Here is a 20136-nt window from a genome sequence, read left to right as displayed (position 1 = left end):
CCGATTGACCGTTCTATTCCGGCGGATACGCCACGCCGCGCTCCGCGAGCAGCGCCTCGAACTCGGCTTCCGCGAGCGTCGGCACGTCGTTCGCTTCGGCGTCGTCGCGCTTCGACCGGCCGGGGTTCTCCCCGACGACGAGGTAGTCCGTGTTGCCCGAGACGGAGCCGGTGACGTTGCCGCCGTGGGATTCGACGAGTTCCGTCACGTCGCTTCGGCTCGCCGCGAGCGTCCCGGTCACGACGAACGTCAGGCCGTCGAGTTCGTCGCCGCCCGACTCGACGGGTTCGGGGTCGACGCCGCGGTCGAGCAGCGCGCGAATCACGGCGCGGTTGTCCGCGTTCTCGAAGAAGTCGCGGACGCGACGCGCCACCGTCTCGCCCACGTCGGGCACGGTCGTCAGGCGTTCCTCGAACGCGTCGAACTCGTCTTCTTCGGCGTCGGCTTCGATGGGGAACGCCTCGATTGACCCGAACTCGCGGGCGAGGCCGCGGGCGGTCGCCTCGCCCACCTCGGGGATGCTCAGGCCGACGAGAAACGAGTCGAGAGAGGGGTTCGTCGAGTTTTCGACGGCGGCCACGAGGTTCTCGGCGCTCGTCTCGCCCCACCCCTCCAACTCGGCGAGGTCGTCGGCCGTCAGGTCGTAGAGGTCGGCGACCGTCTCGACGAGGCCGGCGTCGACGAGTTGGGCGACGCGCTCCTCGCCGAGGCCGTCGATGTCCATCGCGCCCTTGACCGCGAAGTGGCCGATGGAGGCCTCCCGCTGGGCCGGACACGACAGCCCGCCCGAGCAGAACGCAAGCGGGCCGTCGCGGTCCACGGCGCTCCCGCAGACGGGGCACTCGTCGGGGAACTCGTAGCTCCCGCCGCCGTCTTCGGTGACCTCGACCACCTGCGGAATCACGTCGCCGGCGCGTTTGACGCGGACGCGGTCACCGACCGCGACGCCGAGGGCGGCTCTCTCGTCGGGGTTGTGGAGCGTCGCCCGGGAGACGGTGACGCCGCCCACGTCCACGGGGTCGAGGATGGCGACCGGCGTGAGCCGGCCCGTCCGCCCGACCTGCACGACGATGTCGCGAACGGTCGTCACCTCGTGGCGCGCGGGGAACTTGTAGGCGAACGCCCAGCGGACCGAGCGGCTCTTCTCGCCCAACCGCTCGCGGGCGTCCCGCGAGTCCACCTTGATGACCGTGCCGTCGATTTCGTAGTCGAGATCGTCGCGGGCCGCCTGCATCCGGTCGCGGTAGTCGATGGCCTCCGCCACGTCCTCGGCGCGCTCGATGCGGTCGGTGACGCGGAGACCCCACTCGCGCAGGCGGTCGAGCGCCGCCCACTGGCTGTCGGGTCGCGCGCTCGCGTCGAGGATGTCGTAGAAGAACACCGCGAGCGGGCGGTCGGCGACGACCGAGGGGTCGAGGTTGCGGAGCGTCCCGGCGGCCGCGTTCCGGGGGTTGGCGAAGGCGTCCTCGCCGGCTTCGACGCGCCGGGCGTTGAGGTCGCTGAAGTCGGACTTCGGCATGTAAATCTCGCCGCGGACGGCGAGTCGGTCGGGGTGGTCGCCGCGGAGGGAGAGGGGAACGGTCGGAATCGTCTTCACCTGGGCGCTCACGTCGTCGCCGCGCCGGCCGTCGCCGCGGGTGGCCGCGCGGACGAACTCGCCGTCCTCGTAGACGACTTCGACCGAGAGGCCGTCGAACTTGGGTTCGCAGACGTAATCGACCGCGCCGACCTCGCGGCGGACGCGCTCGTCGAACTCGCGGAGGTCGTCGGCGTCGGTGCTCTGGTCGATAGAGAGCATGGGCGCGACGTGTTCGACCGTCTCCAGCGCGTCGATGGGCTCGCCGCCGACGCGGTTCGTCGGGCTGTTGGTCGTGTCGAGGTCGAACGCGCCTTCGAGCGCGACGAGTCGGGAGAACAGCGCGTCGTAGGCCGCGTCGGAGACGAGCGGGTCGGCCGCGACGTAGTAGCGGTGGTCGTGCTCGCGGACGGCCTCGCGGAGGAGTGCGGCCTGCTTTTCGGCCGCCTCGCGCGAGAGCGACTCGGCGGGTTCGAACTCGGTCGGCGGGTCGCGGAGGTACGGGTTCGACTCGGCGTCGACGTCGGCGTCGCTCATTGGTTCGGGTGTCGGCCGGACGGCGGGTAAACGCTCCGGGGTGGCGGTGGATGGATGGCGTGACGGGCCGCGACGATGCCAGCCGCCCGAACCGTCGTTGCGTCGCCACCTCAAACCACGGGCAACGCTTGCCGTAACTGACGGTTATTCCTCTATCGAAGATTATGCACCTCATACATGAATCGAGGCTTTCGCACGCTCGGCCTCCACGCCGGACAGGACCCGGACCCGGCCACAGGGGCCCGCGCCCCGCCACTCTATCAGACCACGTCGTACGTCTTCGACGACGCGGACCACGCCGCGGACCTGTACGCCCTCGAAGCCGACGGCGACGTCTACTCCCGCATCTCCAACCCGACGACCCGCATCCTCGAACGCCGCCTCGCCGCCCTCGAAGCGGGCGTCGACGCGGTCGCCACCGCCTCGGGCATGGGCGCGCTCGACGCGCTCACGACCGTCCTCGCGTCGGTCGGTGACAACGTCGTCCTCTCGGAGGACATGTACGGCGGCACGGCCTCGTACTTCTCGAAGACCGCCGTCAGGCGCGGCATCGAATCCCGGACCGTCGAGACGCTCGACGTGGCCGCCTACGAGGCGGCCATCGACGACGACACCGCCTTCGTCCACGTCGAGACGGTGGCGAACCCCTCGCTGAAGACGCCCGACTTCGAGGCCATCGCGGCGGTCGCCCACGAGCACCGCGTTCCGCTCGTCGTGGACAACACGTTCGCCACGCCCGCGCTCTGTCGGCCCATCGAACACGGCGCGGACATCGTCTGGGAGTCCACGACGAAGTGGCTCCACGGCTCCGGTACGACCGTCGGCGGCGTCGTCGTCGACGGCGGCACCTTCCCGTGGGACGCGGCCGACTACGACGAACTCTCCGGCGAGAACCCCGCGTTCGGCGTCGACTTCGTCGAGCGATTCGGTGAGCGCGCCTTCGCCGAGGCGGTCCGCCAGCGCGCCGTCAGGAGCACCGGCAGTTGCCAGTCGCCGTTCGACGCGTGGCAGACCCTCCAGGGCGTCGAGACGCTCGCGCTCCGGATGCGCGCCCACTGCGACAACGCCCGCCGCGTCGCCGAGTTCCTCCGCGACCGCGACGGCGTCGCGTGGGTCACCTACCCCGGCTTCGAGGACCACGAAACCCACGACCTCGCCTCGAAGTACTTGCAGGGCGGCTACGCCGGCATGGTCACGTTCGGCCTCGACGGCGAGGACGACGAGGCGGCCTACGGGGCCGCCAAGACCGTCTGCGAGTCGGTCGACCTCGTGAGCTTCCTCGCCAACATCGGCGACGCGAAGACGCTGCTCATCCATCCCGCCTCGACCACGCACGCACAGCTCTCGATGGACGAACAGCGCGCCGCGGGCGTCGCCCCCGATATGCTCCGGCTGTCGGTCGGCATCGAGGACGCCGACGACATCATCGACGACCTCGACCGGGCAATCGAACACGCCTTGCGTCAGCAGGCCGACGGGGACGCGGAGAAGCGATGAGCCGTACCCGAACCACGCCCGGCCGGCGGGTCGAATCCGATGTCGTCGACATCGGGGAACACGAGTTCGAGTCGGGCGAGATACTGCCCGACCTGAAAGTCGCCTACGAGGCCTACGGCGAGTTCGACGGACAGAACGCGGTCCTCGTCTGTCACGGTCTCACCGGGAGCCAGCACGTCGCCGGCCACGGCACCGAGTCGGGCGTCTCCGGGCAGGCCCGCGCGTGGTGGGGGGACATCGTCGGGCCGGGCAAGGCCATCGACACGAACGACTACTACGTCATCTGCGTGAACGTCCCGGGGTCGTGTTACGGCACGAGCGGCCCGGCCAGCGAGGGTCCCGACGGCGAGCCGTGGGGCACGGACTTCCCCCCGGTCACCGTCCACGACTGGACCCGCGCCCAGCGCCGCCTGCTCGACCACCTCGGCGTCGGCCGCCTGCACGCCGTCGTCGGCGGCTCCGTCGGCGGCATGAACGCCCTCGACTGGGCCGTGCAGTTCCCCGACGACGTGGAGCGCCTCGCGGTCGTCGCCTCGGCGGCCCGCCTCGACTCGCAGTGTCTCGGTATCGACGCCGTCGCCCGCCGCGCCATCACCTCGGACCCGAACTGGAACGGCGGCGACTACTACGGCGAAGAGCGCCCCTCGCCCGACGCGGGTCTCGGCCTCGCCCGCCAACTCGGCCACCTGATGTACCTCTCGAAGGACTCGATGGAGCGCAAGTTCGGCCGGCGCTCCGCGGGTCGCGGCGAGCGCGGCGACGCCTTCCCGTCGGACCCCGCGGCGTCCTTCTTCCCGTACCGCGAGGTCGAGTCCTACCTCGACTATCAGGCCGAGAAGTTCGCAGAGCGCTTCGACGCCAACGCGTACCTGTATCTCACGCGCGCCATGGACGACTTCGACCTCTCGGAGGGCTACGAGTCCGACGCGGCCGCGCTCGCCGCCTTCGAGGGCGAGGCGCTCCTCGTCTCCTTTACCGGCGACTGGCACTTCACGACCGAGCAGTCGGAGTCGCTGGCGGGCGCGTTCCGCCGCGGCGACGTGCCGGTCGCCCACCACGTCGTCGAGTCCGACCACGGCCACGACGCCTTCCTCGTCGAACCCGAGAAGGTCGGCCCGCCGCTCGCTGACTTCGTCGACGAGGGCGTCGCGGGCCGCGCCGTGACCGACACCGCGCCCGACGGCGGCGAACCCGGCGAGGACGAGGACTTTGCCCCGGTCCACTCCTCGTTGTTCTCGCGCTGAGCCGCGGGGGGGCAACGCGGGGACGACCCTCGGTTCTCAGGGGTTTCTTGTGAGTCGCTACCGTGTCGCAGAACCCGGCGGGAATTGCGACCGACGCCGTGCTTTAGCCCCGTCCGGGTCGACGTTCGGGTCATGAGCGACGACAGCCCGGGCTTCCACACGCGGAGCCTCCACGCCGGTCAGAGCCCCGACGACGCGACGGGCGCGCGCGCCCCGCCGCTGTACCAGACCACCTCGTACGTCTTCGACGACGCCGCCGACGCGGCCGCGCAGTTCGCCCTCGAAAAGCCGGGTCACATCTACTCGCGGCTGATGAACCCGACCGTCGGGATGTTACAGGAGCGCCTCGCCTCGCTCGAAGGCGGCGTGGGTGCGGTCGCCACGTCGTCCGGGATGGCCGCGTTCGACCTCGCGACCTTCCTGCTCGCCTCGGCCGGCGACAACATCGTCTCCGCGTCGTCGCTGTACGGCGGGACCTACACCTACCTCACCCACACCGTCGAGCGCCGCGGCGTCACGACCCGGTTCGTGGACACCCTCGACGTGGACGCCTACGAGGCGGCCATCGACGACGACACCGCGTTCGTCCACCTCGAAACCATCGGCAACCCGGCGCTCGTGACGCCCGACATCGAGGCCATCGCGGAGGTCGCCCACGACCACGGGACGCCGCTGTTCGTCGACAACACGTTCGCGACGCCCTACCTCTGCAACCCCATCGAACACGGCGCTGACCTCGTCTGGGAGTCGACGACGAAGTGGATTCACGGGGCCGGCACGACCATCGGCGGCATCCTCGTCGACGGCGGCAGCTTCCCGTGGGACGAGTACGCCGACGACTACCCCGAAATCGCCAAGCCGAACCCGGCGTACCACGGCGTCAACTTCGACGAGACGTTCGGCCCCGCCGGCTTCACCTACGCCGCCATCGCCCGCGGCCTGCGCGACCTCGGCAACGCCCAGTCGCCGTTCGACGCGTGGCAGACGCTCGAAAAGCTCGAATCGCTCCCGCTTCGGATGCACGCCCACTGCGAGAACGCGCAGGCCGTCGCGGAGTTCTTAGACGACCACGAGAAGGTGTCGTGGGTGAACTACCCCGGCCTCGACTCCCACGAGACCCACGAGGAGGCGTCGAAGTACCTCGACGGCGGCTACGGCGGCATGATTACCTTCGGCCTCACCGACGGCTACGAGGCCGCCAAGGGCACCGTCAACAACGTCGAACTCGCGTCGCTCCTCGCCAACGTCGGCGACGCGAAGACGCTCGTCATCCACCCGGCGTCCACGACGCACCAGCAACTCACCGACGACGAGCAGGCCGCCGCGGGCGTCACGCCCGACATGGTCCGCCTGTCTGTCGGCATCGAGGACGTAGACGACATCGTCGACGACCTCGACCAGGCGATTCGCGCCGCGTCGAACTGAGCGGGCTTCGGCGTCGCCCGAGCGACCGACCGCCGTCACTTTTGTGCCTGCGCCAGTAGGTAACTCCGTGGTAGAAGCACTCCTCTTCGTCGGTCTCCTGGTGGCAGTGTTCGTCGGGTTCAACATCGGCGGCTCGTCCACGGGGGTCGCGTTCGGCCCCGCGGTCGGGAGCGACGTTCTCGGGAAACTCGCCGCCGCGGCCCTGATGACCGGGTTCGCGCTCCTCGGTGGGTGGACCCTCGGCCGAGAAGTCGTCGCCAAGATGGGCGGCGAAATCGTCCCGCAAAGCGAGTTCACCCTCGCGGCGAGCGTCGCCGTCCTCTTTTTCGTCGGCCTCGCGCTGTTGGTCTCGAACACCTTCGGCGTCCCCGCCTCCACGTCGATGACGGCGGTCGGGGCCATCGCGGGTCTCGGCCTCGCCCACGGGTCGCTCGACGCCGGCGTGATGCTCGAAATCATCTCGTGGTGGATCGTCGCGCCCGTCATCGCCTTCTGGATATGCGCGGTCATCGGGCGATACGTCTACCCCTACCTCGACGCGTGGCTCAAACTCGACCGAAGCCCCGGCGCGCTCGTCGCGCTCGACCGCGACGGCGGCTTCCCGCGGCCGCGACTCGGCCCGAACACGACCTACCGCGAGTTCGGCAGCACCGTCCTCGTCGTCGTCGTCGCCTGTTACATGGCGTTCTCCGCGGGCGCGTCGAACGTCGCCAACGCGGTCGCCCCGCTCGTCGGCAACGGCGCGCTCGAGATGAACACGGGCATCCTCGTCGCCGGCGGCGCTATCGGCCTCGGCGCGTTCACCATCGCTCGCCGGACGCTCGACACCGTCGGCAACGACCTCACGCAACTGCCCATCCTCGCGGCGCTCATCGTCGAGACGGTGAGCGCGTCGCTCATCTCCTTCCTGTCGGCTATCGGTATCCCCGCCAGCCTCGCCGTGAGCGCGACGATGTGCATCGTCGGCCTCGGCTGGGGTCGGGCGACTCGAACCGTCACGCTCGGTGAGGCCCTGAGCGGCGGCGAGTCCCCGCAGGTGTCGGTCAACGCGCTCACCGTCGAGCGAGAGGACGAGGTGCCGAAGATGGGCGAGGAAGCGCCGGACGAACTCTCTGCGCAGGACCTGTTCGACCCCGGCACGACCGGGCGCGTCATCTTCTTCTGGATGCTCACGCCCTCGCTTTCGGCCATCGCGTCGTACGCGCTGTTCTCCGCCGGCATTGTCTGACCCGTGCACCCGTCGCACCCGTCATTCTGCAACCATCACGGTCAAAAATGTAATAAACGGGCGGTCGCCGCCGGAACGCGGGCCGAATTCGGCGCACGGAACAGCAAAGTCTAATGGGGTGGCCTTCGAATCCTCTGTCGATGCCCACGGTAACCTACCTCAACTACGAAGTTCTCGACGACAACGGCTGGGACCTCGACGACGACGACCTCTTCGAAGAGGCGGCTGACGCCGGTCTCGACGCCGAAGACTACGGTGAGATGGAAGTGAACCAGGGCGAGTACATCCTGGAAGCCGCCGAGGCGCAGGGCTACGACTGGCCCTTCAGCTGCCGCGCAGGTGCCTGTGCGAACTGTGCAGCCATCGTGAAGGAGGGCGAAATCGACATGGACATGCAGCAGATTCTCTCCGACGAGGAAGTCAACGAGAAGAACGTCCGCCTCACCTGCATCGGTTCGCCTATCGAGGACGAGGTCAAGATCGTCTACAACGCGAAGCACCTCGACTACCTGCAGAACCGCGTCATCTAAGGCGCTCACCCGCACATTTCTTTCGACGCGCCGACCCGTGACCGGTGGGTCCGCCATTTATCCGCGCAGTGAGCCGCGAGCCGACAGCGATTTGTCCCGCGGCGCGGTCGCTCCACCCGTGTCGAGGTTCGCGACCGCCGTCCGTGCGTTTCGACCCGACCGCTCGCTCCCCAGCGAAGCATCCGAACTCGGTCGAATCGGGCTGTTTCTCGCCTGTCTCGCAGTCGCGAGCGCGGCCAGCTACTGGGTGTCGCTCAGACTTCTCGGCGTCCCGGTAGTCGGCGCGCTCGCGTCGCCGAACGTCGCCGGCCTCGCGGTTCCGACGCTCGTCTACGCGCGCTATCGCGGTGTCCCGCCGTCGTTCGGTCTCCCCGAGCGCTCCCGCATCACCGACGCGCCGGCGGCGGCTCTCGCGCCGGGACTCGCCGTCGTCGCCGCGAGCGCACTCCTCGCGGTCGGCTTCGACGCCTCGCTCGCCGCGCTCGTCGGGTGGACGTACCACCCCGAGGCGTCAGTTGGAGCGGCGGCAGCACGGGCCGCCGAAGACGTGGTTCTCTCCGGTCTCGGCTTCGGGTTCCTCGTCGCGGCCGTGTTCGACCTCGCCTCGTCGCGGGTCGGACTCGCGCCCGCTCGGGCGGCCGTCGCTGCGGCCGCGCTCGCGACGTTCTTTCAGTCGGTGCTTCGGGACGCCGCCTTCACGCTGGTCGTCTTCCCGAAACCGTGGCGCGTCACCGTCCTCGGCCTGCTCCTCGTCGCGACCGTCTGCGGCTGTGTCGCGGTCGGCGTGACGTACCGAAGCGCGGCCGAGCGCTCGCTTCGGCCCGTCTCGCGACCGACGCTCGCCCCCGTGTTCGCCTTCGGACTGCTCGGCCTCGTTGTCTTCGGGACCGTCTTCGTCGACGTTCCCGGCGGCGTCGAACACGTCCTGTGGGCGCTCGCGTTCGGACTCGCCGCCGTCGGCTACCAGCGCTCGCGGTCGGTGTGGGTCCCCGCGGCCGCGCTGGCGCTGTTTTCGATTTCGGTTCGGCTCGTCGGCTTCGTCGAACTCGCGGCGTTCTGACCCGCCGCCGGGGTCGGTTTCAGGATTGATACCCGTCCCGAACACCTAACTCCCCTGCCCCCAGTCTCCGGGTATGTTCGGTATCGGCACGCTCCCCGACCTCCTGCGGTTGGCGGTACTCCCCGTCCTCGCGTGGACCGCGGTACGCGACGTTCGCACGCGGCGCGTCCCCAACGTCGTCTGGTATCCGCTGGCCGCGCTGGGTATCGCTCTGCTCGCGTGGGAACTGCTCGGCCACTTTCCGCCCGAGACCGTCTTCGACCGGCTCTACCTGATTCGCGTCGGCGTGAGCGTCTGTCTCGTCGTCCCGCTTTCGTATCTGTTCTGGCGGCTCGGCGGCTTCGGCGGCGCGGACGCGAAGGCGCTCATGGTGTTCGCCATCCTGCTCCCGACGTTCCCCAGCTACACCCTCGCCGGGACGGAGTTCCCGCTGGCCACCACCCGCCTCGGCGTCTTCTCGATGACGGTTCTCACGAACACGGTCATCGTCGGCCTCGCCTACCCGCTTTACCTTGCCGCCCGGAACCTCGCGGACGGCGAGTTCGAGTTCCCCATCTCGTTCGTCGGCCGCCGCGTCTCCGTGTCGTCGCTCCCGACGGCCCACGGCCGCCTGTTCGAGTCGCCCGAGGGCGTCACGCGGAACGGCCTCGACCTCGACGCGCTCCGGATGTACCTCCGCTGGCGCGGCCTGACGCTCGCGGACCTGCGTTCGAACCCGGAGGACCTCCGCGACCCCGACGGCATCGGCGAGACGTTCGACCCGACCGACGGCGCGGTCCACCGCGCGGCCACCGACGGCGGCGCGTCGGCGGATTTCGACGGCGACGGCGAGACCGCGGACGCCGCCGGCGGAGACGCCCCCGGAGACGACGGCCGCGAAGCCGACTCTGGCGGGTCGTTCGACGACCCGTGGGGCGCGGCCCAGTTCCTCGACAGCATCGAGGGCAGCGCCTACGGCACGTCGCCGGAGAAACTCCGCGGCGGACTGGACCTCGTGACGACCCGCGAGTCGGTGTGGATTTCGCCGGGCATCCCGTTTCTCGTCCCCATGTTCGTCGGCCTCGTCGTCGCGTTCGTCTACGGCGACGTGCTCTTCGGCGTCCTCGGCGCGCTCGGTATCGTCTGAGTCGCTGCGGAGTCGGCGTCGGGCGCGCCTTCCGCGCGGCGACGCACAAGAGATAACCCCCGCCGCCGCGTGGCCCGAATCATGACCGTCGATGTCGACTTCGGCGAGGACGGCCTCGTCCCCGCCGTGGCGCAGGACGCCGACTCCGGAGAGGTGCTCATGCTGGCGTACGTCTCGCCGGAGGCGCTCGACCGAACCGTCGAGACGGGCCGGGCGCACTACTACTCGCGGAGCCGCGACGAACTCTGGGAGAAGGGGGCTTCGAGCGGCCACACACAGGAGGTTCGGGAGATCCGCGTCGACTGCGACGCCGACACCCTGCTGTATCTCGTCGACCAGAACGTCGGCGCGTGCCACACCGGCCACCGGTCGTGTTTCTACCGCACCGTCGAGGGCGACCACGTCGGCGAGCGCGTCTTCGACCCCGACGCGGTCTACGACGACGAGTGACCGATGCGAGCCGACCGATGACGACACCGACCGGCGCGGCGACCACGGCGACCCGTGGCGACCGACCCATGACCGCGGTCGCGGGCCGATGGTGAACGTCAGTCCGATTTCGCTGGTCGCCATCGTCGTGGGGCTGAGCTGTTTCGCCCTCGGCGGCCGACTGCTCAAGAGCGCCGCGGCCGCCCGCCGGGTCGCCCGCTCGGACGACCCGGAGTTCGTCCTCGACCCGACCCGCGAGGACCCGCCGGACGACGACCTCGACGGCGACGACCTCGAACGCGGCTTCATGCTTCTGGTGTTCGGGGCGCTGGCGCTTTTGTTCGCGGCGATTAGCCTGTGAGCGGCGCGCGAAAAGAGATTCTTTTTCGTCGGTTCTGTCGCCGAGTTACAGCGTCGCGACCGCGCTTCGGAGCGCGTCGGCGGCGTCTTCGGCGAGTTCGGTCGCGCGCTCCTCGGAGCGGCCTTCGGCGTAGACGCGGACTTTCGGCTCGGTCCCGGAGGGGCGGACGAGCACCCACGCGTCGCCGTAGTCGAGGCGGTAGCCGTCGGTCGTGTTCGGGGTCGCGTCGGCCGATTCGGCGTAGTCGGCGGCGGCGTTGAGCATCGCCGTCAACTCGGCTTCCTCGTCGTATTCGAGGTTGATGCGGACGTTGTAGTAGTCCTCGTAGGGCGCGACGAGTTCGCTCGCGGGGCGCTCGGCGACGAGTTCGAGGAACTTCGCCGCGATGTACGCGCCGTCGCGGACGAGGCGGTAGTTGGGGTAGAACACTCCTCCGTTCCCCTCGCCCGCGACGGGGACGTTCCGACCCTCGCGCCAGAGCTCGCGGATGCGGGTGATGAGGTTCGTCGCGCCGATGGGCGTGAGTTCGAGGTCGGCACCGACCTCCTCGCAGACGTCGACGAGGCGCTGGGAGACGTTCACGGCGGAGACGGTCGCGTCGCCCGGTTCGAGGGCGGCGGCCGCGAGGGCGGCCAGCGACGCCTCGCCGGAGATGCACTCGCCGCGCTCGTTCACGAAGACGGCCCGGTCGGCGTCGCCGTCGTGGGCGATTCCCACGTCGGCGTCGGTCGCGCGGACGAGGCGTTCGAGGTCGCGGAGGTTCTCGGGGACCGGCTCGGACTGGCGACCGGGGAAGTGGCCGTCGGGCTGGGCGTTGACCGTGCGGACCTCGCAGCCGAGTTCGCGGAGGAAGTCGGGCGTGACGAGCGACCCGGCGCCGTGGCCGGGGTCGAGCGCGACCGTGAGGTTCGCGGCGGCGATTTTCTCGCGGTCGACGTTGGCGAGGAGGTCCTCGCGGTAGTCGTCGTTCGCGGTCTCGACCGACCGGACGCTCCCGACGGCGTCCCACTCGGTCACGTCGAACTCCTCGGCGAGGATGTGGTCTTCGATGCGCTCTAGCTCCTCGACGGCGAGTTCGACGCCGTCGTCGCCGACGAGTTTGACGCCGTTGAACTCCGGGGGGTTGTGCGAGGCCGTGATGACGACGCCCGGAACGGCCTGATTCTCGCAGTAGCGGACCGCCGCGGGGGTGGGGACGACGCCGAGGTCGTCCACGTCGACGCCGACGCTCGCCAGCCCGGACTCGGCGGCGTTGACGAACATCTCGCCCGTGGTTCGGGTGTCCCGTGCGATGGCGACCCGGCCGGTGTTCCAGACCGTGCCGGCGGCCTTGGCGACGCGGAGGACGAACTCCGGGGTGAGGCTCTCACCCACCACGCCGCGGGTGCCGCTGGAACCGAAGAGTTTCATTGAGTGTGTGTGAACCCCGGCGCGACAAAGCCGTTCCGAACTGTTGGTTCGCTCGTTACGTTCCTCGGTGAACCCGGGTCGCCGTATCCGGTGCGTTTACGCACGCCGCTCGCCCACGGTGACGTATGTTCCCGGAGTTCGAAGTCGTCCCCGCGGTCGACATGCAAGACGGCGAAGTCGTCCAGCTCGTGCAGGGCGAACGCGGCACCGAAAAGAGCTACGGCGACCCGGTCGAGGCCGCCCGCCGCTGGGTCGACGCCGGCGCGGAGACGCTCCACCTCGTCGACCTCGACGGCGCGTTCGAGGGCGAGCGGAAGAACGCCCCGGCGGTGGACGCCGTCCTCGACGCGGTCGACGTGCCGCTCCAACTCGGCGGCGGCATCCGCACCGCCGACGACGCCCGCGACCTCTTGGACCGCGGCGTCGACCGCGTCATCCTCGGCACCGCGGCCGTCGAGAACCCCGATATCGTCGCCGAACTCGCCGCCGACTACCCCGACGGCGTGATGGTCAGCCTCGACGCGAAAGACGGCGAAGTCGTCGTCTCCGGCTGGACCGAGGGCACCGGCCTCGACCCCGCCGAGGCGGCCGCCCGCTACGAGGAACTCGGCGCGGCGGCCATCCTCTTCACCGACGTGGACGTGGAGGGGCAGCTCGAAGGCGTCCACCTCGAGACGACCTCGGCCGTCGTCGACGCGGTCGACATCCCGGTCGTCGCCTCCGGCGGCGTCGCCTCGCTCGACGACGTGCGCGCGCTCCGCGAGGCGGGCGCGGCGGCGACCGTCGTCGGCACCGCGCTCTACGAGGGTCGATTCACGCTCGAAGAAGCGATGGAGGCGTAGTCGCGTCGCCGGCACGCCGAGGCGTGGTCGGGACGCCGCGCGCCGCTACGCGTCGAGATACGCGGCGACGGCCGCGGCGAGGCTCTCGACGGTCCCGTAGACGCCGACGGCGACGAACAGCGCGCCGATAATCGCCGTCACGGGGCACGAGGTCGCCAGGAACGGCCCGGCGAGGACGAGCATACTGACCGTCACCACGTCGCGTTTCGGACTGGCGGTCGCTCCGCGGCCCATCAGTCGCCCGCCCCCTGACGGGTCGACACTTTTCGCGTCGGTTCGCTCTCTATCACTTCAGACGCCCCCGCCGAGCACGACCGCGCTGACCGCGAGCGTCACCAGCGCGACGCCGAACGCGACAGCGACCCCGGACCGCGCGGTGAGCAGGAGTCCCCCGACGCAGATGGTGTACCCCACCACCAGCGCTCCCTTTCGCTGCATACTCCACCGTACGCGTCCGAACGCATGAACGCCCGTCAGACGCGCGTCTGACGCGTCGGCGGGGTGGCCCCGGTCGCTCGACGACGAGAATCCCTATATGCGCGGCCCGCCTCGAACGCGACATGAGCGACGCCGACCGACGCGCGGCCGTCTCCCGCGAGACGGCCGAGACGACCATCGACGTGACGCTGGCCATCGACGGCGACGGCGACGCGGTCGTCGACACCGGTATCGGATTTTTCGACCACATGCTGGAGGCCTTCGCCAAACACGGCCTGTTCGACCTGACGGTCCAGTGCGACGGCGACCTCCACATCGACGACCACCACACCGTCGAGGACGTGGCCATCGTCCTCGGCGAGGCGTTCACCGAAGCGCTCGGTGACAAGCGCGGCATCGTCCGCTACGCCGACCGCAAAGTCCCGCTCGACGAGGCCGTCGCCTCCGTCGTCGTCGACGTGTCGGGCCGCCCCTTCTTCGAGTTCTCGGGCGACTTTTCCCAACCGTACGTCGGCGAGTTCACCAGCCACATGGCCGAACACTTCGCCATGTCGCTGGCGATGAACGCCGGCCTCACGCTCCACGCGGGCGTCGAGGGCGACAACGCCCACCACGAGGTTGAGGCGCTGTTCAAGGCGCTCGCGCGCTCGCTCGACGACGCGACCCGCGTGGACCCGCGGCGCTCCGACACGCCGAGCACGAAAGGAAAACTGTAATCGCCGCCTGCTCCCTGATTCAGCGCGTTCGACCGCTCAGGGCCGCCGGAGCGTCCCCGAGTCGTCGACGAGCAGCCCGCGTTCGATTGCGTAGTCGAAGATGTCGGCCACCTCGTCGTCGTCGAGGTCGTACGCGCCGGACGCCAACGCCTCGACCTCCGCCCGCTCGACGGGGAACTCGCGGTTCTGGAGGATGCGGATGACCTTCCGGAACTTCGGCGGCTCCTCACCCCGGCCGGACTCGCCGTCGGGTCGGGGCTGCTCGTCGGCCGCCGACGCGGAGGGCTCGTTCTCGGTTTCGGTCTTGGCCTCGGCTTCGGTTTCGACCTCGGCTTCGTCGTCCACGCCGTCGTTGTCGTTCGCGTCGTCCCCCGGAGAACCAGCGTCGTCGCCCTCGTCGGGCGAGTCGTGGTCCGCCGGCTCCGGCGGCGTCGGCGCGGGGTCGACCGCGTTCACGTCGACGGAGGCGGCCTCGCCGCCCGACCCGCTCGTGGTTCGCTCCGGTGCCGCGGACGCGCCGGTCTCGGCCCGCGCGTCGTCGGCCACGTCCACGTCGGCGTCGACGCCGAGTCGGGAGAGAAGCGGCGCGATGACCTCGCTGAGGGTCTCCTCGCAGTGCTCGCAGAGGACGACGCGCCGCTGGTCGTCGGCCGGCGTCAACGCCGGCGGGAGTACCTCGAACACGCCGACGGCGTCGGTCCCACAGAAATCGCAGGTGCGTAGTTCGCGCATGGACGACCGGTCTCCGCGCCGACGGTTAAACCCATTCCCCGGACGCGGCGTCGGCGGCCCGCCGGCGGGGTCGCCGCCGAATCCCTCGGCCGCGGCGTCGCCGGTGACGGACCACTTAATGCATCCGCCCGCAAATCCCCCGACCAACGAATGTTCGACGAGATTATGGAGAAGTTCGAGGGCAGCCCGAGCCAGCAGGCTGTCATTCGGCTTCTCTTGGAACGGGGCTTTTCCGTCAACGACCAGGGACGGGTCGTCTCGGGCGGCATTGAGATACCGAACACCGGAATCGCCCGCGAGGCCGAGGTCGACCGGCGGGTCGTCGACTCGACGACCGACGCCATCCTCGACGACGAGGAGCTTCGACGAATCTTCCAGAACATCTCGTCGATTCCGAGCCTGATGGACCTCGCGCCGGTGCTCGACCTCTCCGTGCTCACCGTCGAGGTGGCCGACGCCGACGAGCCCGGCATCGTCGCCACCGTCACCTCGAAACTCGCTGACGCGGACATCTCGATTCGCCAGACGATAAGCGAGGACCCCGAGTTCACCGACGACCCGAAGCTCTACATCATCACCGACGAGCCGATTCCCGGCGACCTGCTCAACGACCTGTCGAACCTCGGCTTCGTCCGCCGAATCACCATCGCTTGAGCCCGCCCGTCGGCACCGCGGATATTCTGTCAACACGGCAATAAGATTCTTGTAACCTCCCGCGGTAGTTTTTCGCATGGTGTCCATGCGCAGTTGCATGTGCTGTGGTGAGCCGATTTCCGAGACGCGCCACCTCTGCGGCGTCTGCATCCAAAACGGGTGTACGTCGTACGCGGACGCCTGCGGCCAGTAGCGCGTCGATTCCGGTTCGAATCCCCGTCGCCGTCGCCGTCGCTCCCCGTTGGTCGCGTCGCTTGCCCTCCTCGCCGCCCGCGTCGGCGCGCCGACGACACGGTGCGAACGCTTTTCCACGCCGCGACGCCAACTCGGTGGCATGACCGACGCCTATCGAACCGTCGCCGGCCGGGGCGACGCCCGCTTCGAGGTCAACGGCTCGGAGTTCATCGGCTACGTCTCCCCCGCGGAGACGGTCGAGGAGGCGGAGGCGTTCGTCACCGAAATCGAGGAGCGCCACCCCGACGCGACCCACAACGTCCCCGCTTACCGGGTACCCGCGGGGTCGGCCTCGTCGTCGGTCCCCGGCGAGGGGAGCGTCATGCTCCGCGAGTACCAGAGCGACGACGGCGAGCCGAGCGGCTCGTCGGGGAAACCGGCGCTCAACGTCCTCGTCCAGCAGGACGTGCGCAACGTCGCCGCCGTCGTGACGCGCTACTACGGCGGCACCAACCTCGGCGTCGGCGGCCTCGCCCGCGCGTACTCCCGGGCCGTGAAAGAAGCGCTCGACGCGGCGGGCGTCGTCGAGGAGATTCCCCACGAGCGGTTCACCGTAACCGTCGAGTACGACGACTCGGGGAGCGTTCGCGGGCTGTTAGAAAGCGCGGGCGTCGAGTTCGAGGCCGCCTACGAGGCCGACGTGTCCTTCGAGGTTCGCGTCCCCGTCGAGGACGGCCCGGAGCTCCGCGACCGCATCCGGAGCGCGACCAGCGGCCGCGCGAACATCGAGTAGCACGGCCGTCGGTCCGATTCGACGACCCTCGGCGCGTCGGCGCTCTCTCCGTTTCCTTTTCGCCCCCGACCCGCGAGCCCGCGGGGCTTCGACCCGAAACGAAGGGGTTCGCGGACTCGGGTGTCGACCCCGCCGCACCCCTTGTAACAGTCTCTCACAGTAGTCTACGGGGGTTCGGTTCGGGACGTTCGACTCGAACGAAAACCCGCCGAGGGGAATCGTTTCTCGACCCGAAAAGAGGGGGTCTGCGAGGTCGTGGGAGACACGCCCCCGACCCGACGCCGTCAGTCGACGATTATCTCGGAATCCGTCGAGTCGTCCGACGACCGCTTGGGCGACATCTGTTCTTCGTACTGGGTGATCCAGTCCGCGAAACAGGTCGGACAGAGCCGCTGGTCGTCCACGGTCGAGCCGTCGACCTGTAACTGGACCGCACGAGCGAGGGCGTCTTCGACCGCTCGTCCACAGCCGTCGCACGGGTCGCTCATCGTCGGCACCCTCCGGCGGCGCGAGGTTCGTCCATGCGTCGGAGGTGCGCGGGCGGTAACTTAGTCGTTACCCGAATCCGGGCCGGCGGTCGTCGCGACCGCCCGCGAGCCGTGACGCGACGAGGCGGGGCGAGGCGGGACGAGACGAGACGAGACGAGACCGAGTTACGTCGTGCGGAACGCGCGGTCGCCGGCGTCGCCCAGACCGGGGACGATGTAGCCGTCGTCGTCGAGGTAGTCGTCGATGGCGACCGTCAGCAGGTCGACCTCCGGGAACTCGTTGTCGACGCGGAGCAGGCCGTCGGGCGCGGAGACGGCCGAGAGGACGAACAGCTTTTCGGGGTCGACGCCGGCGTTTTCGAGGATGTGGTCGAGGACCGAGCACATCGTCGAGCCGGTGGCGAGCATCGGGTCCGCCACGATGACGGTGTCTTTCTCCGTGATTTCGGGGAGCTTCACGTAGTCGATGGTGATGGGGAAGCCGCCGTCGTCGTCCATCCCCGCCTCCTCGTCGCGGCCGGCGGAGATGACGCCCTGCTTCGCCCGCGGGAACGCCTTGAGCAGCCCTTCCACGAACGGCGTCGCGGCGCGGAGCACGTTGATGATGACGACGTTGTCGAGCCCTTTCACGCGCTCGCCGGTCGTCTCCGCGAGCGGGGTCTGGATGGTGACGTACTCGGTCTCCATCGCGCCGTCGATTATCTCGTAGCCACAGATGCGGCCGAGTTTGACGAGGCCTTTCCGGAAGGCGACCTGCGTCGTCTCCACGTCCCGGAGGCGCGAGAGCGTGTCCTTCGCCAGCGCGTGCGTGATGAGGTACGCGTCGTCTCGGTCTTCGATGGGCATCTTACTGAGAAGGCGGTTTCCCGAAGGACATAAATGCGGCTATCGGCCGCCAGCGGTCGCCTGCGGGTAGTTCACGCGGAGAATGGGTCGGTGACCCATCCCGCGGTTTCAGTTCGTCACGAGGTACGTGACCGCCGTGAGCACGAGCGCCGCCGACGCGACGTTGACGACCGAGAAGGCCGCGAGGTCGAGGTACGACAGGCCGTAGACGACCACCGCCGCGAACACGGTCGAGAGGACGAGGTTCATCACGAACAGCACCCGCGGGTCGCCCTCGCCCCACTCTATCTCCTCGCCGCGCTTCTCGTCGTCGCCGCCGGCCCGCTCCGACTCGCCGCTCATCGTCGGCCCTCCGGGACCGCGCCCGCGGTCGGAACCGACTCGCGTTCCCGGGTCGGCTCCGCGAGTGCGACTTCCTCGCCGGGGTCGGTCGGGAAGTCGCCGGCGTCCGCGGACGCGCCGGGGTCGAGCAGGTGGGCGTCGAGCGCGGCCGCGAGTGCGTCTTCGTCCATCTCGCGGCCGATGAACACCAGTTCGGTCCGCCTGTCGCCGTGGTCGTCGTGCCAGTCGAAGTCGGGGTGGTTGCGGCGGTAGGCGTCCTGTTCGAACTCGGGTCGGGAGGCGACCCACGGGCCGGCGGCGGCGACGTACGCCGACGGCCCGGCCTGACTGTAAGTGTAGTGAACGTCCTCGGCTCCGGCGACCCACAGCGACCCCTTCGCGCGAACGACCGAGTCGGGGAGGTCGCCCAGCACCGCGGCCGCGCCGTCGGGGTCCAGCGGCGCGCGGCGGCGGTAGACGAACGACGTGACGCCGTAGGTCGCCTCGGCGTGGGGCGTTTCGTCGTGGTCGTGGTCGTGGTCTCCGTCCGTGTGGTCGTCGTGGTCGTGGTCGCCCTCGTCGCCGTCATCGTGGCCCGCTTCGCCCTCCAGCGTCGCCCGCCAGCCGACGGGCGCGTCGGGGTCGTGGCAGTCCGACAGGAGCAGGTCCACGTCCACGTCGCCGTGGTCCGTCTCCACCACGGTCGCGCCGGGGCGGAGCGCCTCGACCGCGTCGCGGACCGCCCCGAGCTCCGCGTCGGAGACGAGGTCGCGCTTGTTGAGGACGACGAGGTCGGCGCTCTCGACCTGTTCGACGAGGAGGTCCGACAGCGGGCGCACCGAGCCGTCTCCCTCCTCGGCGACGGTTCGGTCCGGGTCGCCGCCGCCGAAGGTGTCCGCGAACAGCCGCGAGTCGACGACCGTGGCGAGGCCGGCCACGTCGTAGCGGGCGGCCGCCCGCGAGGTGACGAACAGTCGAGCGACCGGGCCGGGCTCCGAGACGCCCGACGCTTCCACGACGAGGTGGTCGAACGACCGCTCGCGCGCGAGGCGGACGACCGCGGTTTCGAGGTCGTCTTGTAGCTCACAGCAGATGCAGCCGTTCGACAGTTCGGTCACGCCGCCGCCGACCGCGAGGTCGGACTCCTCGGCGACGAGTTCGGCGTCGACGTTCACGGAGCCCATGTCGTTGACGAGCACGGCGATGTCGCGGTCGCCGGCGTTCGTCAACAGGTGGTTGAGTAGCGTCGTCTTGCCCGCCCCGAGACTCCCGCCCAGCACCGTCACCGGAATCGTCTCCCCCGCGTTCATGAGCGGGGCTACCGGGGCCGCACATATGAAATCGCAGGTAACCAGCGCGGACGTTCGTGAACGATACCCTTTTGTCCGACAGCGGGCGAGTGTGTAAACTGATGACGCTCGCCGCGCGCATCGAATCCTTCCGCGAACTCGTCGAAGAGTGGCTCCGCGGCCTCTACCACGGGATGGTTTCGCACCCCGCCTACGAGAAGATAGAACAGCAGGCCGAGGACGACGAGGACGCGTTCATGCTCGCGTGCTTCCCCGACGCGTTCGGCATCCCCTCGCCCATCTCGTACTACACCGCCGAACTGCTCCCCTATCTCGAAGACGAGTTCGAGGCGTGGGAGCGGCGGATGTGGGACCGCGGGTCGCTCCTCGAACGCAAGGGCCACCAGTACCACTTCTAAC

23 protein-coding genes are annotated in these 20136 nt (G+C 69.5%); 14 read left to right on the top strand and 9 right to left on the bottom strand.

All coding sequences use genetic code 11. From position 1 onward, the window contains the following. Positions 1 to 13 precede the first annotated feature (13 nt). Entirely contained in the window at positions 14 to 2113 is a 2100-nt protein-coding gene (gene ligA, locus DVK03_RS00300; protein ID WP_115801952.1) for an NAD-dependent DNA ligase LigA, read from the bottom strand. A 177-nt stretch (positions 2114 to 2290) separates the two neighbouring features. On the opposite strand from ligA, the gene DVK03_RS00295 reads away from it, so the two are divergent. The 9 genes from DVK03_RS00295 (at position 2291) to DVK03_RS00255 (ending at position 11013) form a co-directional block, all read left to right on the top strand. Further along, on the top strand, positions 2291 to 3610 hold the full coding sequence (locus DVK03_RS00295) for an O-acetylhomoserine aminocarboxypropyltransferase/cysteine synthase family protein (RefSeq protein WP_115801951.1): 1320 nt from the start codon (positions 2291 to 2293) through the stop codon (positions 3608 to 3610). Next, positions 3607 to 4854 (top strand): homoserine O-acetyltransferase, encoded by a 1248-nt coding sequence (gene metX / locus DVK03_RS00290; RefSeq protein WP_115801950.1) that lies wholly within the window; start codon positions 3607 to 3609, stop codon positions 4852 to 4854. The genes DVK03_RS00295 and metX overlap by 4 nt, the downstream gene beginning before the upstream one ends. A gap of 132 nt (positions 4855 to 4986) precedes the next feature. Beyond that, positions 4987 to 6279 (top strand): O-acetylhomoserine aminocarboxypropyltransferase/cysteine synthase family protein, encoded by a 1293-nt coding sequence (locus DVK03_RS00285; protein ID WP_115801949.1) that lies wholly within the window; start codon positions 4987 to 4989, stop codon positions 6277 to 6279. A gap of 106 nt (positions 6280 to 6385) precedes the next feature. After that, the gene (locus DVK03_RS00280) at positions 6386 to 7507 is read left to right on the top strand and encodes an inorganic phosphate transporter (protein ID WP_006600870.1); all 1122 of its coding nucleotides are present in this window, start codon (positions 6386 to 6388) and stop codon (positions 7505 to 7507) included. 140 nt (positions 7508 to 7647) lie between these two features. Then, on the top strand, positions 7648 to 8037 hold the full coding sequence (gene fer, locus DVK03_RS00275; RefSeq protein WP_004065944.1) for a ferredoxin Fer: 390 nt from the start codon (positions 7648 to 7650) through the stop codon (positions 8035 to 8037). Positions 8038 to 8155: 118 nt separating this feature from the next. Then, on the top strand, positions 8156 to 9097 hold the full coding sequence (locus DVK03_RS00270; protein WP_115801948.1) for a hypothetical protein: 942 nt from the start codon (positions 8156 to 8158) through the stop codon (positions 9095 to 9097). A gap of 73 nt (positions 9098 to 9170) precedes the next feature. Further along, complete coding sequence (locus DVK03_RS00265) at positions 9171 to 10223, top strand: A24 family peptidase (protein ID WP_115801947.1); 1053 nt, start codon at positions 9171 to 9173, stop codon at positions 10221 to 10223. A gap of 81 nt (positions 10224 to 10304) precedes the next feature. Beyond that, positions 10305 to 10673: a phosphoribosyl-AMP cyclohydrolase gene (hisI, locus tag DVK03_RS00260; protein ID WP_115801946.1), complete on the top strand. Its 369-nt coding sequence runs from the start codon at positions 10305 to 10307 to the stop codon at positions 10671 to 10673. 88 nt (positions 10674 to 10761) lie between these two features. Beyond that, entirely contained in the window at positions 10762 to 11013 is a 252-nt protein-coding gene (locus tag DVK03_RS00255) for a hypothetical protein (protein ID WP_115801945.1), read from the top strand. Between the two features lie 45 nt (positions 11014 to 11058). Here the strand turns inward: DVK03_RS00255 and glmM are convergent, their stop codons facing one another. Beyond that, the gene (gene glmM, locus DVK03_RS00250; protein WP_004065950.1) at positions 11059 to 12423 is read right to left on the bottom strand and encodes a phosphoglucosamine mutase; all 1365 of its coding nucleotides are present in this window, start codon (positions 12421 to 12423) and stop codon (positions 11059 to 11061) included. A gap of 125 nt (positions 12424 to 12548) precedes the next feature. Between glmM and hisA the strand changes: the two genes are divergently transcribed. After that, complete coding sequence (gene hisA / locus DVK03_RS00245) at positions 12549 to 13265, top strand: 1-(5-phosphoribosyl)-5-[(5-phosphoribosylamino)methylideneamino]imidazole-4-carboxamide isomerase (RefSeq protein ID WP_004065951.1); 717 nt, start codon at positions 12549 to 12551, stop codon at positions 13263 to 13265. 45 nt (positions 13266 to 13310) lie between these two features. Here hisA and DVK03_RS00240 read toward each other — a convergent pair whose 3' ends face one another. After that, complete coding sequence (locus DVK03_RS00240) at positions 13311 to 13499, bottom strand: hypothetical protein (protein ID WP_115801944.1); 189 nt, start codon at positions 13497 to 13499, stop codon at positions 13311 to 13313. A gap of 57 nt (positions 13500 to 13556) precedes the next feature. Further along, positions 13557 to 13703 (bottom strand): hypothetical protein, encoded by a 147-nt coding sequence (locus DVK03_RS20200; RefSeq protein ID WP_223173856.1) that lies wholly within the window; start codon positions 13701 to 13703, stop codon positions 13557 to 13559. 122 nt (positions 13704 to 13825) lie between these two features. On the opposite strand from DVK03_RS20200, the gene hisB reads away from it, so the two are divergent. After that, complete coding sequence (hisB, locus tag DVK03_RS00230) at positions 13826 to 14419, top strand: imidazoleglycerol-phosphate dehydratase HisB (RefSeq protein WP_004044873.1); 594 nt, start codon at positions 13826 to 13828, stop codon at positions 14417 to 14419. A gap of 36 nt (positions 14420 to 14455) precedes the next feature. On the opposite strand, the gene DVK03_RS00225 is transcribed toward hisB, so the two are convergent. Next, positions 14456 to 15151 carry a hypothetical protein gene (locus DVK03_RS00225; RefSeq protein ID WP_004065955.1) on the bottom strand — a complete coding sequence of 232 codons (696 nt, stop codon included), beginning with the start codon at positions 15149 to 15151 and terminating at the stop codon, positions 14456 to 14458. A 150-nt stretch (positions 15152 to 15301) separates the two neighbouring features. On the opposite strand from DVK03_RS00225, the gene DVK03_RS00220 reads away from it, so the two are divergent. Then, positions 15302 to 15805, top strand: coding sequence for an ACT domain-containing protein (locus DVK03_RS00220; protein ID WP_004044870.1), 504 nt, complete (start codon positions 15302 to 15304; stop codon positions 15803 to 15805). 334 nt (positions 15806 to 16139) lie between these two features. After that, entirely contained in the window at positions 16140 to 16772 is a 633-nt protein-coding gene (locus DVK03_RS00215; RefSeq protein WP_115801943.1) for a YigZ family protein, read from the top strand. A 284-nt stretch (positions 16773 to 17056) separates the two neighbouring features. On the opposite strand, the gene DVK03_RS00210 is transcribed toward DVK03_RS00215, so the two are convergent. The 4 genes from DVK03_RS00210 to DVK03_RS00195 form a co-directional block, all read right to left on the bottom strand. After that, positions 17057 to 17260, bottom strand: coding sequence for a hypothetical protein (locus DVK03_RS00210; protein WP_004044866.1), 204 nt, complete (start codon positions 17258 to 17260; stop codon positions 17057 to 17059). Positions 17261 to 17425: 165 nt separating this feature from the next. After that, a complete protein-coding gene (upp, locus tag DVK03_RS00205; protein ID WP_004044864.1) occupies positions 17426 to 18106 on the bottom strand; it encodes a uracil phosphoribosyltransferase in 681 nt (226 codons plus the stop codon). 108 nt (positions 18107 to 18214) lie between these two features. Beyond that, positions 18215 to 18448 (bottom strand): hypothetical protein, encoded by a 234-nt coding sequence (locus DVK03_RS00200; protein WP_115801942.1) that lies wholly within the window; start codon positions 18446 to 18448, stop codon positions 18215 to 18217. Next, positions 18445 to 19737 (bottom strand): GTP-binding protein, encoded by a 1293-nt coding sequence (locus tag DVK03_RS00195; RefSeq protein WP_115801941.1) that lies wholly within the window; start codon positions 19735 to 19737, stop codon positions 18445 to 18447. The genes DVK03_RS00200 and DVK03_RS00195 overlap by 4 nt, the downstream gene beginning before the upstream one ends. A gap of 101 nt (positions 19738 to 19838) precedes the next feature. Between DVK03_RS00195 and DVK03_RS00190 the strand changes: the two genes are divergently transcribed. Next, positions 19839 to 20135, top strand: a complete 297-nt coding sequence (locus DVK03_RS00190) for a hypothetical protein (protein ID WP_115801940.1) — start codon at positions 19839 to 19841, stop codon at positions 20133 to 20135. The last annotated feature ends 1 nt before the right edge of the window (position 20136 follow it).

The organism is Haloferax sp. Atlit-109R (genome assembly GCF_003665865.1).
Taxonomy (GTDB): Archaea; Halobacteriota; Halobacteria; order Halobacteriales; family Haloferacaceae; genus Haloferax; species Haloferax volcanii.
Note: the sequence above shows the minus strand (reverse complement) of the source record. Positions and strands in the feature narration are given on the sequence as shown.